This is a genomic window from Brevibacillus sp. AG162, from assembly GCF_006715575.1.
Lineage (GTDB): Bacteria > Bacillota > Bacilli > Brevibacillales > Brevibacillaceae > Brevibacillus > Brevibacillus brevis.
This window is the reverse complement of the sequence record NZ_VFNO01000001.1, coordinates 748,123-761,320: the sequence shown is the minus strand read 5'-3', so window position 1 is coordinate 761,320 and position 13,198 is coordinate 748,123. Positions and strand designations below refer to the sequence as shown.

General features: G+C 42.6%; 15 protein-coding genes and 1 pseudogene. 7 read left to right on the top strand and 9 right to left on the bottom strand.

Annotated features, from left to right (window positions below; translation table 11 throughout):
- Nucleotides 1-314 precede the first annotated feature (314 nt).
- On the top strand, nt 315-770 hold the full coding sequence (locus FB479_RS03760) for a PLAT/LH2 domain-containing protein (RefSeq protein WP_185746326.1): 456 nt from the start codon (nt 315-317) through the stop codon (nt 768-770).
- A gap of 1,010 nt (nt 771-1,780) precedes the next feature.
- Here FB479_RS03760 and FB479_RS30735 read toward each other — a convergent pair.
- Both FB479_RS30735 and FB479_RS30730 read right to left on the bottom strand, forming a co-directional pair.
- Nucleotides 1,781-2,017 carry a hypothetical protein gene (locus FB479_RS30735; RefSeq protein ID WP_221629572.1) on the bottom strand — a complete coding sequence of 79 codons (237 nt, stop codon included), beginning with the start codon at nt 2,015-2,017 and terminating at the stop codon, nt 1,781-1,783.
- Entirely contained in the window at nt 2,014-2,157 is a 144-nt protein-coding gene (locus tag FB479_RS30730) for a hypothetical protein (protein ID WP_221629571.1), read from the bottom strand. Before FB479_RS30730 ends, FB479_RS30735 begins: the two co-directional genes overlap by 4 nt.
- A gap of 90 nt (nt 2,158-2,247) precedes the next feature.
- Between FB479_RS30730 and FB479_RS03750 the strand changes: the two genes are divergently transcribed.
- From FB479_RS03750 to FB479_RS31200, 6 genes and pseudogenes are all read left to right on the top strand, one after another.
- On the top strand, nt 2,248-2,604 hold the full coding sequence (locus FB479_RS03750; RefSeq protein ID WP_142062500.1) for a hypothetical protein: 357 nt from the start codon (nt 2,248-2,250) through the stop codon (nt 2,602-2,604).
- Between the two features lie 587 nt (nt 2,605-3,191).
- Nucleotides 3,192-3,821, top strand: coding sequence for a hypothetical protein (locus FB479_RS03745; RefSeq protein WP_142062497.1), 630 nt, complete (start codon nt 3,192-3,194; stop codon nt 3,819-3,821).
- 143 nt (nt 3,822-3,964) lie between these two features.
- Nucleotides 3,965-4,339: a hypothetical protein gene (locus FB479_RS03740; RefSeq protein WP_255438262.1), complete on the top strand. Its 375-nt coding sequence runs from the start codon at nt 3,965-3,967 to the stop codon at nt 4,337-4,339.
- Nucleotides 4,340-4,523: 184 nt separating this feature from the next.
- The gene (locus FB479_RS03735) at nt 4,524-4,838 is read left to right on the top strand and encodes a helix-turn-helix domain-containing protein (protein ID WP_142062491.1); all 315 of its coding nucleotides are present in this window, start codon (nt 4,524-4,526) and stop codon (nt 4,836-4,838) included.
- 119 nt (nt 4,839-4,957) lie between these two features.
- Nucleotides 4,958-5,320: pseudogene (locus tag FB479_RS31205) on the top strand (DDE-type integrase/transposase/recombinase); the annotation flags it as partial.
- A gap of 92 nt (nt 5,321-5,412) precedes the next feature.
- Entirely contained in the window at nt 5,413-5,553 is a 141-nt protein-coding gene (locus tag FB479_RS31200; protein ID WP_370511670.1) for an IS3 family transposase, read from the top strand.
- A gap of 102 nt (nt 5,554-5,655) precedes the next feature.
- Here FB479_RS31200 and glnA read toward each other — a convergent pair whose 3' ends face one another.
- The 7 genes from glnA to FB479_RS03695 all read right to left on the bottom strand — a co-directional run bounded on the left by glnA (nt 5,656) and on the right by FB479_RS03695 (nt 13,087).
- Complete coding sequence (glnA, locus tag FB479_RS03725; protein WP_007719084.1) at nt 5,656-6,990, bottom strand: type I glutamate--ammonia ligase; 1,335 nt, start codon at nt 6,988-6,990, stop codon at nt 5,656-5,658.
- Nucleotides 6,991-7,025: 35 nt separating this feature from the next.
- Nucleotides 7,026-7,436, bottom strand: a complete 411-nt coding sequence (locus tag FB479_RS03720; RefSeq protein ID WP_015891641.1) for a MerR family transcriptional regulator — start codon at nt 7,434-7,436, stop codon at nt 7,026-7,028.
- A gap of 167 nt (nt 7,437-7,603) precedes the next feature.
- The gene (locus tag FB479_RS03715; protein ID WP_142062486.1) at nt 7,604-8,881 is read right to left on the bottom strand and encodes a methionine gamma-lyase family protein; all 1,278 of its coding nucleotides are present in this window, start codon (nt 8,879-8,881) and stop codon (nt 7,604-7,606) included.
- A gap of 7 nt (nt 8,882-8,888) precedes the next feature.
- Entirely contained in the window at nt 8,889-10,181 is a 1,293-nt protein-coding gene (gene hflX, locus FB479_RS03710) for a GTPase HflX (protein ID WP_106656547.1), read from the bottom strand.
- Nucleotides 10,182-10,265: 84 nt separating this feature from the next.
- Entirely contained in the window at nt 10,266-11,183 is a 918-nt protein-coding gene (locus FB479_RS03705) for an RNA ligase family protein (protein ID WP_106656548.1), read from the bottom strand.
- A gap of 146 nt (nt 11,184-11,329) precedes the next feature.
- The gene (locus tag FB479_RS03700; protein ID WP_142062483.1) at nt 11,330-11,887 is read right to left on the bottom strand and encodes a DUF3221 domain-containing protein; all 558 of its coding nucleotides are present in this window, start codon (nt 11,885-11,887) and stop codon (nt 11,330-11,332) included.
- A gap of 33 nt (nt 11,888-11,920) precedes the next feature.
- The gene (locus FB479_RS03695) at nt 11,921-13,087 is read right to left on the bottom strand and encodes a chymotrypsin family serine protease (RefSeq protein WP_185746323.1); all 1,167 of its coding nucleotides are present in this window, start codon (nt 13,085-13,087) and stop codon (nt 11,921-11,923) included.
- Nucleotides 13,088-13,198 lie beyond the last annotated feature (111 nt).

The window sequence follows — 13,198 nt, the reverse complement described above, 5'->3', positions numbered from 1 at the left end:
TTGGTCTTCCCAGCATTCGGTACCATCCCTCGTCAATCGCTTCTTTCCACCCCAACGTCTCCGCGACTTTTGCATCCAACTCACGTCCTGCTTGCATCGCCTATTCCTTTCATTTCCACTGCACGAATACGAATTCAGTCGCTCTATCTCTTACATGCCCCAGCTAACAACTGCTTCCTGCATTTCTATACGAAATATTGATTGAACCTCCTTTTTAGCTCCCTTAACTCGCTGATACCCATATATTTACATTTGAGTAAATGTTTTGTATAATTTCATTGCTTCCAATATACAGATCTAAAGGAGTGTTTTACATGAAACGTTTAGGGATCTCTACTGTGCTAGCTTTTGCATTAATGTTAAGTGGAACAAGCGCTTATGCTTCTGAGAGCCTCCAAAATTCAAATCAAATTGAACCACTTGCATCGTACACCTATAAAGTTACTGTCAAAACAAACAATGCAGATGACGCAGGAACAAATTCGAAAATTCAAATTAAATTACATGGCTCCAAGAAGGATTCCCCATGGACAACCTTAGACAGTGCTGGTGATGATTTTGAGCAAGGTTCTACAGGTGTATATTACGTAACCGCATCCGCCTCTCTTGGTAGTATTCAAAAGATTGAAATTAAATCTGATGGCAAAGGTAATAAGCCAGGATGGTTACCATACTCCTTTGTAATACAAAAAGATACTTCAACTTGGAAATTCTACAATAATAAGTGGATTGGTGATAATGGGCCTGAAACAGTCACTTTAACTCCTTAATTAAAAGCACAGAAAGCCGTTAAGAAAAGGATTTGATTGAAGATCATGGTCTTCCCATGGTCTTTTTTCTTTATCAAAGTTAACTAGTTTCCAACAACTCAGGGTTATCATAAATGTTCCCGATAATGGTTAGTGTGTCCAAAATGCTCCCGATGATTTGTGGAATCAATTTTTTCCTGGACAAAAAATTAAAAAGCACAAAACACACCGTACGCCATTGATATTAGTCATGATCTTGATGTTCCTGATAATTCGATCATTCATCTCGAGGTTTATGGAAATGAAATGGATACTGTTAGTGATGACGAATTACCAGGATTTATTCATACATGGAACAGAGATAGCAGTTGGGGCTTAGGATTTCATCCCGAGAAACAGTCCAATGACACATAACTTACACACTTAATTATGAAATTCCCCAAATATAGGGCATAATTAACACCTGTTTATTACTTCGCCTCCCACGTTTTTTTATTACAGCGTGGGGTTATCTCATTTAACATTCAATTCTCCTCGTTTCTTCCTTAACTATTTTGATAATTGATATACAACTCGTTTTTTTCTACAATTCTTGGAAGAACAATCAATAGGAGTGTTGAAGAATATTCCCAAGAATTCTCCGTATTAATGGAACCACAAGGCACGACAGACTTCATGTAATTGGAGAGATAAATGATGTGATCTCTGTGAGTGGCGGTTGGGCGCTTGATTACAAAATGTTTTCGAACGTATCGATAAACATTCTCTTCGAGATATCTCTTCGCGATGTCAATAGATTATTAACTGAGATACTGAAGATTAATGTGCAACTAACCAACGAAAGTATTTCTCTTTTAGAAGAAGTCACTCAAAAGCAAGCTCAGCTTAGTGAAGATGCTATTTTTGACATTCCTGGTACACTACAAATTACCTTTATTCACAACGATCCAGATCTTACAATCCCAGTCCCTCCCTTTAATCTGTTACGATCCCACTCTTGTCTCCCTACACATTATGATAAGATCGCTTATTCACTGACCTAAGCTGCCTTGGCTTTTCAGCAACATAATCGGACCATTAACAAAGGCTTTTAGAATTGGCTGCACATTGACATCGCTAAACCCCCCGCCAAATCCAATGAAACCAGTTTGACTAAAAGTAATGCCTTCTCTCCTGCTGAAATAGCTGCCGTCTATTTGGATTTGAGCGTGCTTTGGGCCGCTTTTTAAAATCTTCACATCTTTTACTCTTGGCTTGCTTACTTTCATGTCCATCTGTCGGGCATGTACACCGCCATACAAGAGATAAGACCAAGCATATTTTGCAATACCATGATGTCTTCTTTCGTCAAGACGTCATAACTCAGCCCTAAATTTTTGAAGTGCTCCCGCGCTTCGTTCCTCTCCATGCTTATCCTCCTTATCTCCCTGAGCATTGTGACAAACACGCTCCTCAAATGATACAATTCAAAAAAATGGATTCTGGGAGTGTGTCCATAATGAAAGAATTAATTACTAAGAGTAGTGTATTAAAAATTACATATGCTCTCATTTTTCTTGCTCTATTATTCTGGGTGACCCATATCGTTCAGGAATACTACAATCAAAAGCCAATTAGGGACAAAATTGAGTCACGCCTCGGTAAAGTACTGAGCGTTAAAGAAGTTGAATTCAAGGACACCCCCTTTGTTGTCAAAATGAGGGGAAGGGACATTACAAATAGCGACATAGAAAAACGTTACTATGAGGTTTCATATCTCCTTTATGACAACCAATACAGAGCATGGTTCAACGGTGAAGATTGGTTTTTCCAAGCAAACCCAATAAATGAGGAACTGGAAACTTATCATAATTGAGCATTTGTCTCAATTATGGGTGATTTGTGGGTGAAACTATTTTTACAGCCACACCCACAAATAGAAAAAACTCCTCGCACCTACAGGCACAAGGGGTTTCGCTTATTAATAAGCAGTCATGTTTGCTCGCGCTCCCAATCGTGAACGCTTGTGCGGGACATATTCTTGGCTTTCAATCAGTTTTAATGCTCCATGAAAACCGTATAAAATCAACAGTTTCACCTACTGTTGTTTCAAATGACATCAAATGATTTCATGATTTTGTGGGTGAATTGTGGGTGGACTATACATGTAAAAATGCCCGATATAATGCTGCTAAGAGCCCTTCACCATTGGAGGGCTCTTGTCTTCATTTAGTATTTGTTTTCTCTATATATGTTTGTTTGTTAACAGGAGCACGAACCCCTCCCGCTTCCATCCAAGCAGTTAATCTACTGAGTTGAAAGGAATCAGGCTCACTGCTTCCTGATTGTCATGGTCGGCTCTTAGCTATCGGGCATAAATGATTCCAGTTATATATTAATTGGAAATATATGTTATGATCATTCCGTATTGAAAATTGCGTCAAATATCCTGGAGGGAAGAGAATGAATATTAAGATGCTTTCTATCACAACTGTCTTACTTAGCAGTTTAGTAGTATCTGGAGCTGGTTCTGCCTTCGCAGTATCTCAAGGTGAGCCTATTAAAATAGGTAAGCTAAAAATTGTTGAACATGTATATGAGAACCCAGTAGAGTATGATTTTACAAATGCCCTTACAAAGAGTGATTCATCTAAGATTGCTCCCTTAGGCAATGATATGACTGGCAAAGTGTATGAACAGTCTAAGAAGGACCTATACAAATCAAAATCTTATGAAGCTGATATTGAGAACGATAGTAACGAGAACGATACATTTTCAAGGAAGGTTACAAGAAAAACATTTCTGACCGGAAAAATAGGTGCGGAAGCCGAGACGAAAGTAAATTGGAGGATCATAGAGGGAAAAGTGGGGATTAGTGCAGAAGTTTCATTTGGTGAAGAAGATACTGTAGAAACAACTCACAGCTGGGTCATACCAAAGCGTACGGTTACAACCGTTGAATACGGATCAAAAGCCGTAAAAACAACTGGAAACTTAGTCGAATATTTTCAAGGCAGAGTAGTAGATTCTAACTACGTTAACGTCAAATACTCGTACAAAGAGTATTCTAGTAAAAAATCAAAAGATCTATGATCCGACCTCTCCATATACTTCTTCCTCTGTTCATAGTTCTTCTTAGTGGCTGTAGCGAGGCAGTAACAGTCCCTAAAGAGAAGTCATATGTAGGCGTCTACGATTATTTCGAAGAAATTACAGGGGAGAATTTAAAAACATCCGTGCTTCAAATAACAAAAAACGGCAATTCGGCAGAACTCACGTTACGAATCTTAATTTCGGACGAGTTGAGAGAAAAAATGATGCATACGGAAAAACCCATTTACTTTACGTTTGCAGATATGCCGGGTAACGAGACCATTAAAAATTTGCTTGCTGAGACTCCTTTACACATTCAAATTGAGTTAAACAGTAAAGAGAATCGGTATACGATTTCGCAACAGCTAAAGTTAAAAGAAAATTTAACAGAAGCTGATAACCAGGCGCTATTGTCTCCTGCCAATTACCGATTACAGGTCATAAACGAAGAAAAACTCTCTGTAGCTAGTTTTATGGGTTTAGAATATTCGCTACTTCCTGAAGATAATCAGAAGTAGCAAATCGCTGGTTACGAATTGTACCTCGTGGTCAAATAAAGTATTTGTTTCGTGTACCCGCAAATTCCGCATACGAATAGACAAAAGTAAAAAACCCGTCTCCTGGAAATGTAGTGCACCCCTTAAAGTAGACATTGGAAAAACCCCCGTGGTTTTACCGATTAACTTTAGGGGGTGTATTTTTATGCCAGCAAAGAAAGGGCAGAAGTTTAAGCATTACAGTGAAGAACTTAAGTTGCAAGCAATTCAGATGAGATTAAAGGGTGTTTCCAAACGGGTGATCATGGAAGAATTGAATATTCATGATGAGGACCGACTAAAGACCTGGATGCGGAAGTATAAGAAACTCGGAGAGTTTGGTCTTCTAGATCAACGTGGCCGTCGCGAAGAATACATAGATACAAACAGATATATAGAAACATTAAAGCGGGAGAATACACCATCAGTGAGCTCTGTAAGTTGTTTGGCGTCTCAAGAAGTGGATACTACGCATACTTAAAACGCCAAAGAATAGATCGGGACAAGTCTATGAAAGATTTAGTCCAGGCTGTGTATAAGAAGTACCACGGTAAATATGGGTAGAGACAAATCCAACTATTTCTCCTGCAAGATCACGGGGTGTGGGTCAATCATAAGAAGATACTACGTCTCATGCAAGAAATGGGGCTCCGTTCTCGAATACGCCGCAAGTATCGTTATCACCTTGCTTCATCGGTTGGGGGACGAGTTACCCAAAATATTCTACAGCGTAATTTCAAAGCAGATGCGCCCAATCAAAAGTGGGTAACGGACGTCACACAGTATCGTGTTGCGGATACTTGGCTCTACCTGTCTGCTATTAAAGATTTGTTTAATAACGAAATCGTGGCCTATCACATGGATGTTCGCAACGACAATCAATTGGTCCTACGGACCTTTGAGAAAGCTTTTGAAAAGACGAAAGACGTGACTGGACTGATCGTTCACAGCGATCAAGGATTCCAATACACGTCCTACACTTACCACGACATGCTGCCAAAGGTTGGCGCCCAAATCAGCTGTCTAGAAGGGGCAACTGTTATGACAATGCCTCGATGGAGAGCTTCTTCTCGCATCTCAAAACGGAAGGGCTCTATCCTTATGATATCCGAAGTATCGATGAGGCACAAAGGCGAATTGAGGAGTACATTGAATTCTACAACCAAAATCGCCCGCAGAGAAAATTAAAAAGCTGACGCCTGTTGAATTCAGACGCCAGCTAGTGGCCTAACGGCCCGGGTTTTTCTTACTGTCCACTAAACGGGGCCTTGACCAACAGGCACAAGGGGTTTCGCTTATTAGTAAGCAGTCATGTATTGCTCGCGCTCCCAATCGTGAACGCGTGTTCTAAACATATCCCACTCAATTTCTTTCGCTTCAATAAAGTGTACCAATGCATGCTCGCCCAATGCTTCGCAAATCACCGGATCTGCTTTCAGGCACTCGATTGCTTCCTTCAAAGTAGCAGGCAGGTTCTCGATACCGTTTGCTTCGCGGTCTTGCTCAGTCATCACGTAGATGTTGCGATCAATGGCAGGAGGTGGCGTAAGCTTGTTTTTGATTCCGTCCAAACCAGCTTTCAGCATAACTGCCAGTGCCAGGTATGGGTTCGTTGCAGGGTCTGGGCTGCGTACTTCAATACGCGTGCTCAAGCCTCTGGATGCAGGGATACGGATCAATGGAGAACGGTTTTTCGCAGACCAAGCTACGTAGCAAGGAGCCTCGTAACCAGGAACCAAACGCTTGTAAGAGTTTACGAGCGGGTTCGTGATCGCAGTAAAGCTGCGAGCATGCTGCAAAATACCTGCCAGGTAATGCTTCGCTGTTTGGCTCAGTCCCATTACATCGGACTCGTCATAGAAAGCATTTTCTTTACCACGGAACAGCGATTGGTTCGCGTGCATACCGGAACCAGCTACACCGTACAGCGGTTTTGGCATGAAGGTCGCATGCAGACCGTGTTTTTGCGCGATGGTTTTGACAACCAGTTTGAACGTCAAAATTTGGTCAGCTGCTTGGAGTGCATTTGCATACTTAAAGTCGATTTCGTGTTGACCTGGAGCTACCTCGTGGTGAGATGCTTCCACTTCAAAGCCCATTTTTTCCAATGTCAATACGATATCACGACGGCAGTTTTCACCGGAGTCGAGTGGAGCAAAGTCGAAGTATCCGCCTTGGTCATTCAGATCCAGCGTAGGCTCGCCTTTTGCGTCCAGCTTGAACAGGAAAAACTCAGGCTCTGGACCTACGTTGAAAGCTGTGAAGCCCATTTCTTCAGCTTCTTTCAGGGCACGCTTCAGGATGTAGCGCGGATCTCCTTCGAATGGAGAGCCATCTGGCATGTGGATATCACAGATCAGACGTGCAATTTTGCCAAACTCATTGCCCCACGGGAATACAACCCATGTATCCAGATCAGGTACCAGGTACATGTCGGATTCCTCGATGCGAACGAAGCCTTCGATGGAAGAACCATCAAACATCATTTTGCCATCGAGTGCTTTTGGCAATTGGGACAGGGGGATTTCTACGTTTTTAATGATCCCCATCAGGTCGGTAAACTGCAGTCGGATATACCTTACGTCCTCTTCTTGGGCCATGCGCATGATGTCTTCTCTTGTAAACTTGCTCACATTTCTCTCCTCCTGTCTCTATATCGGCTTTCTATCTAGTGGAAGAAGCGGGAAAGCTCTCCACGTATCAATGCACCCTCGCCATGGCGAGTGGCATCGCGATACATAATCTGTTGCCTTAGGAGCTGATGCAGCTCTTTGTCGGACATGTCCTTACGTTTCTCTTCGGACGTCGTGGTAATCTCTGTTTGTTCCATAGCAGGCTCTTGCATTTGTAGGACTTGCTTGATCCCTGCAATATTCAGTCCTTTTTCAATCAGAGCCTTGATCTCCAACAAGCGATCTACATCGTTGAAAGAAAAGAGCCTCTGCTTCCCTTCTGTGCGGGCGGGCTGAATCAGGTCGTTTTGCTCGTAATAACGGATTTGCCTCGCAGTGAGATCCGTCAGCTTCATGACGATCCCAATGGGAAAGAGGGCCATATTCCGGCGAAGGTCATCACTCATGACTTGTCCCTCCTGTTTCGTATTTCTTAGTCTTATTCTATTTTATAACAAAATCCCTGTCAATAGATGTTAGATAATATTACACAGAAAGTTATGTGCAGTTTTTTACTTAAAAAAACGACATCCTCCATCTTCAGAGAATGCCGTCCAATTTTTGCGCTTTTATCCTATTCACCCGGTATTTCGAGTAAGCCTTTTTCCAGCATTCCGTTCAACGCCGTCAAAATCCCCACTTTTACGTGCGAGTACGTCAACCCGCCTTGAACGAAGCCCAAGTACGGTGGACGAATCGGACCATCTGCCGAGAATTCGATACTCGCCCCTTGAATGAAAGTACCTGCTGCCATAATCACAGGATCAGCGTATCCAGGCATTTCGCTTGGATACGGAGTGACGTGTGAATCGACTGGTGCTGCTTTTTGAATCCCTTGGCAAAACGTAATCAGTCGTTCAGCACTGCCGAATTCCACCGATTGAATCAGGTCGGTACGCGGCTCATGCCACAGTGGATTTGTTTTGAAGCCCAGGCGCTCCAGCATTGCCGAAGAGAATACCGCTCCTTTTAAAGCTTCTCCCACGACGTGTGGAGCCAAGAAAAGGCCTTGGTACATCTCCAGTAGTGAATAGAGCGATGCACCACCCTCTGCGCCAATTCCCGGTGCTGCCATCCGATACGAAGCAAGCTGAACCAAATCCCCGCGCCCTACTATATAACCGCCTGTTTTGACCAAGCCGCCACCCGGGTTTTTGATGAGGGAGCCTGCCATGAGGTCTGCACCTACATGCAGTGGCTCTTGCTCCTCCGTGAACTCTCCGTAGCAATTGTCTACAAATACGATCAGATCAGGCTTGATTTCTTTTACAACCTGAATCATTTCTTTGATTTTCGCAATGGTGAAAGAAGGACGATCTGCATAGCCTCGTGAACGTTGAATCCCGATGACCTTCGTCTTTGGCGTAATCGCTTGTGCGACTGCCACAAAATCAATTTCACCTTCTGGCGTCAAAGGCACGTAGCTATAACCGATGCCGTAATCCTTGAGTGAGCCTTGCCCTTCGCCACGCACTCCTACTACTTCTTCAAGCGTATCGTACGGTTTGCCCGTAATATAGAGAAGATCGTCGCCCGGGCGAAGGATTCCAAACAAAGAAATCGCAATTGCATGCGTACCCGAGATGATATGGTTGCGAACCAAAGCCGCTTCTCCACCGAACACTTCGGCATAAATCGATTCTAATGTTGCACGTCCAGAATCATCGTAGCCATAGCCTGTGGATGGGGAAAAATGAAATTCATTAACCTCGTGCTTTTGGAAGGAACGCAACACTTTCAGTTGATTCGTATCCACCAAAGCGGAAATTTGACGATGTCTCTCTGAGATCGTCGCTTCCACCTCCATGACGAGAGGGCGAAGCTTTTCTCCATGGGAAAAATATGAAAACATCTGTTACTTACCAACTCTCTTCAACAGTCTCTGGTTTATCCAGGAGGAAAGGAGCAATCCTGCCGTAGATCGGATTATCCTTGTTCACACGGACGGTGATCAAGTAGGCCGCTTCCTCTTCATTAAATTCTTGTTCCATCTCTACCCCATCCCGATGCAACAGGGAGAGAATATCTCCGCGCTCGACAGGTACCCGCAGCTTCATTTCATTGAAGGATTGCAGGGCAAATGACTCAATTCTGGTGAGCAGTCGCTTCAAGTCATCTTCCCGCATAGCGGAAATCAAAATCGATTCGTCTGCATGCGGCAAGTAAGAGCCCTCTGCAAGCAAGTCTGCCTTGTTGAAAACAACTAGCTGCGGAATTTCTTCTGCTTTTAGCTCACGCAAAATCCTATCTACGACTTCCATGTGTATTTGGAAATCAGGGTGATGACAATCAACCACATGCAGGATGAGGTCTGCTTCCTTCACACCTTCCAGCGTTGACCGGAATGCTGCGACCAAACTTGTAGGCAAATCTTGAATAAAACCAACCGTATCTGTCAATAGCACATCCAGTCCGCTCGGCAGCTCCAATTGCCTAGTCGTTGGGTCCAAAGTGGCAAACAGTTTGTCTTCCTGCAATGTGTTTGCATTCGTAAGCTTGTTGAGGATCGTCGACTTCCCAGCATTCGTATAGCCGACCAACGCAATCTGGAACACATTGTTTTTCTTCCGGCGTTCCCGATGCAATTGTCTCGTCCGAACGGTATCCTCTAATTGCTGCTTGAGTTCACTGATCCGCTTGCGAATATGACGACGGTCACTTTCCAGCTTGGTTTCACCCGGACCACGCGTACCGATACCGCCTCCGAGACGGGACAGCTGTTTCCCTTGCCCGGCAAGCCGCGGCAGCAAGTAATTGTACTGCGCCAGCTCTACCTGGATTTTCCCTTCACGCGATTGTGCACGCCCTGCGAAAATATCCAAAATAAGCTGTGTGCGATCAATCACTTTGCAATCAAAAACTTTATCCAAATTACGAGTCTGACTTGGAGACAACTCATCGTTGAAAATGATGACGTCTACATCTAGCTCTTCAGCCCGCTGCGCGATTTCATCAATTTTACCTGTCCCCAAATACCAGGCAGAATCAACCCGGTCCCGATTTTGCGTGATGACGTCGAGTACCTCTACACCAGCAGTATCGGCCAGCTCATGTAATTCTTCCATGGAAAGACGGGTTCTTTCTTCATCCCGGTTATCTAAATAGCAACCAATCAGTATGGCTGTTTCTTTCGTTTTGATCAGATCGTTCACCGATTCACGCCCCTTCATGCACTATCATACCACATTTTGCCCAAAACGTTACGGCAGCGAGGCACACCAACTAAAATCGACTTGTCATGGATTACCTGCCTCTTTCTCTGAGAAAATCTCCTTCACGAAAATCGGAATCACTTTGCTAATCGCTTTGCGGAGTTCCTTCTCATCATATCCATCACGCAGGGAATCCGCCTCTTCCTTGAGGAGATCTTCATGAATGCGGAGATTCAGATTTTTCAGGATAACCCCCATGTCTTTTACGCCAAATGTCTCTTCCAGTAGGCCATCGTCAATCAATTTGTAGAGAAACTTCTCCACACGGGCGAGCGTCACATACTGCTCAACAAACAACACTTCTTCCGATTTCGGTTGATTCGGGTCTTTCGGTGGCTTTTGACGATTGACTTCACTAAATACATCCGTGACGATTTTGACAAATAACTGTCGTCCAAAACGATCCCGGTAATCGGCATTTTTCACGACGATGCCCTCACCGATTTCTTCATCCCGGAGCTTGCCACCTAGCGCTGTTTTACCGACAAACGATCTGAGATGCTCTTCCCCTTGGTATTCCCCCTGATAAAAGACCGGCACGAGCTGCAAGCCAAGTCGCTGTGCTTCCCTTTCCACGATAGTAAAATCCACATATTCGCAGGCAGCGGTATCGTACATATCAAATAAAAAGAATTGTTTTTCATACTGAGGATATTTGATTTTATGCGGATTCAACCACTCTCCGAAATAAACCATGCCCGCCACGATTTTCTCTTTCGGGAGCTGTTGTGTCCATTGAAAAAAGCCGTGCAGATTCTCTTCCTCATGCAATTCCATATTCCGAGAGAATGCCCGGATGCTGTTCGTTTCTTCATCGTATCGAAAGCTTGCATTCGCTCCGTCAAGCTTTTCTTGAATGATAATGAAATCCCCTTCTTTAAATACACCTTCTGTCGTTTGATGGCCGAGACGTACAACGTCCGTATATTTCTTTTGTTCCATCTTATTCCTCCGCTTGTTTGCTAAAGTTACTTTATTTTGGAAGATTATATCATATTGTGGAAATTTGAATGGGAGCATTGAAAAAACAAAAAGACCATCACTCTGCCCTTACCGAGTAATGGTCTTTTCCGTATTGCAACAGGGAGTCAAACTTCTTTTACTTCTCCCGTTTGTGCATTAATTTGTAGAATAGTTTCTTCTTCATTATCATAATCTGTTGCTTTAATCTGCCAATAATCCTTCTGTCCATTTGCACTTTTAATAATGATTCCGTTATCATAGTTGCTCTTTAAATAATTGATTGCTTGTTGAATAGCCTTTTTTTCATCCATTTGATTAATAGGATTTTTGCTTTCTTCATTAATTACAAGTTTACTGAGTTCTGCTGAACTGGGGTATGACTGCGCGGAAGGTGTCGTTGACCATGTAGATACCATTTGTCCTACTTCAATTTTATCAAAGGAAATGTTATTGCCCTTGCTATCTTGGAAGACTGCTTCTTCTTTTGGGAAGTACCACTCTGCTTCATAGTTCGTACTGTCGTTCGTCTTAGTTTCATCATTTTCTATGACTAAGAGACCTTTTTTTTCCGTATCTTTTTCAATGACGTATCCAGTTATTGTTTGTCTTTCAACCTCATTGTTACTAGTTGCACATCCAGACATGAGTAATATGGCTAAAAATAAGGTGAAAGCTTTTTTCATTGCAATCCCTACCTTACCTTTCTAGTTTTCCATTTAATTTTCAGTAAAAATTGCATCAAGGTTGAAATAATCTTCTATTTTACTGATATGTGTATACACTCCTGTATCAGCACTATGCACCCCAATGGCTGTTCCCCCATAAAAAATAGGCCCTCCACTATCTCCGCTTATTTCAGAATAAGTAGCTTGTCTCATGTTAGTAAAGTATTGTGTTTCTCCATTGGGGCTTACTATACTCCCTCTCCAATTCGTAGATTCCAGCGTGCCACATTTCACTTTTCCCATTTGACTTCCTGAAATACACACAAACCTTGCCCCTCCTTGCTCAAACCTATCTCCAACATTATCTGTGCAGTGTCCAGCAGTTATGACATAAAAATTATTATTCTTTTGCGCAGAAAACGCCGACGTACAAGTTCGATTTTCCGTATCATTTTTTATTTCTAATCCTGCCTGAATAGGTCTGAATTTGTCATCTGGACGAGCCTGAGCTTTTCTGACTTCTTCTTCCTTGATATTGAAAATGTCAGCATCAAAACCCATTTCATCTCGTGCAGCCTTTTCATCTATTTCTGCCATAAGAAGCTTTGCAGCCTTTTTGGCTGATGGCTTTTCCTTTACTCCAATGTTAATTTTTTGAGTTGGCAAGTCAACATTGACAGAAACGATAGGTAACCCTCTTTTCTCAAGGCTTGCTGCATTTTGAAAAACATGATCGGCTATTTCGTTTAGTTCATCCTCTGAGTATTCCGTAAAATAGATGATTAACTTGTCTTCTTCGTACAACTCTCTCAATTCTTCAAGATGATTTTCTACTTTCGTTTTAGCATTGGCTTTAAATCCAATATTAACTACTCCACCTGATCTTTGATCGATATAGATCCCAGCAAATTCTTCTTTAAGATTCTCTTCAATAAAATCTTTAATAAATGGAATCTTATCTTTTTGCTGATTGATTCTTTCGTCAAGTTCTTGTTCTTCTTCTACCGTTAAGTAGGCACCAAATTTAGAGAGTTTGAACTCTCCGCTGGAAAAATCCGGTTCTTCTAATTCTTCAAGACCCATTTCCTTTCGAAATCTAATTGTGTCATCAATGTCTGCTGAGTTCACCTTTTCATTCGCAATAAGAGGACTACTGTTTGTTAATGACATGGAAGTAGCTACTACAATTGCAGCAAAAATAGTTTTACATTTACGCAAAACTTCCACTCTCCTCCCCATTACCAATTACCATAATAGTAACATTTTGGTATTTGGTCAATCTTGTATTTGCCCATATCATGCCCCCTACGCAATTTCGCCTACTTACAT

Excerpts from the sequence above, each read along its gene's own strand:
- FB479_RS03760 (WP_185746326.1), top strand. The coding sequence starts at position 315 with ATGAAACGTTTAGGGATCTCTACTGTGCTAGCTTTTGCATTAATGTTA.
- FB479_RS30735 (WP_221629572.1), bottom strand. The coding sequence starts at position 2,017 with ATGAAAGTAAGCAAGCCAAGAGTAAAAGATGTGAAGATTTTAAAAAGC.
- FB479_RS30730 (WP_221629571.1), bottom strand. The coding sequence starts at position 2,157 with ATGGAGAGGAACGAAGCGCGGGAGCACTTCAAAAATTTAGGGCTGAGT.
- FB479_RS03750 (WP_142062500.1), top strand. The coding sequence starts at position 2,248 with ATGAAAGAATTAATTACTAAGAGTAGTGTATTAAAAATTACATATGCT.
- FB479_RS03745 (WP_142062497.1), top strand. The coding sequence starts at position 3,192 with ATGAATATTAAGATGCTTTCTATCACAACTGTCTTACTTAGCAGTTTA.
- FB479_RS03735 (WP_142062491.1), top strand. The coding sequence starts at position 4,524 with ATGCCAGCAAAGAAAGGGCAGAAGTTTAAGCATTACAGTGAAGAACTT.
- FB479_RS31200 (WP_370511670.1), top strand. The coding sequence starts at position 5,413 with ATGGAGAGCTTCTTCTCGCATCTCAAAACGGAAGGGCTCTATCCTTAT.
- FB479_RS03720 (WP_015891641.1), bottom strand. The coding sequence starts at position 7,436 with ATGAGTGATGACCTTCGCCGGAATATGGCCCTCTTTCCCATTGGGATC.
- FB479_RS03715 (WP_142062486.1), bottom strand. The coding sequence starts at position 8,881 with ATGTTTTCATATTTTTCCCATGGAGAAAAGCTTCGCCCTCTCGTCATG.
- FB479_RS03705 (WP_106656548.1), bottom strand. The coding sequence starts at position 11,183 with ATGGAACAAAAGAAATATACGGACGTTGTACGTCTCGGCCATCAAACG.
- FB479_RS03700 (WP_142062483.1), bottom strand. The coding sequence starts at position 11,887 with ATGAAAAAAGCTTTCACCTTATTTTTAGCCATATTACTCATGTCTGGA.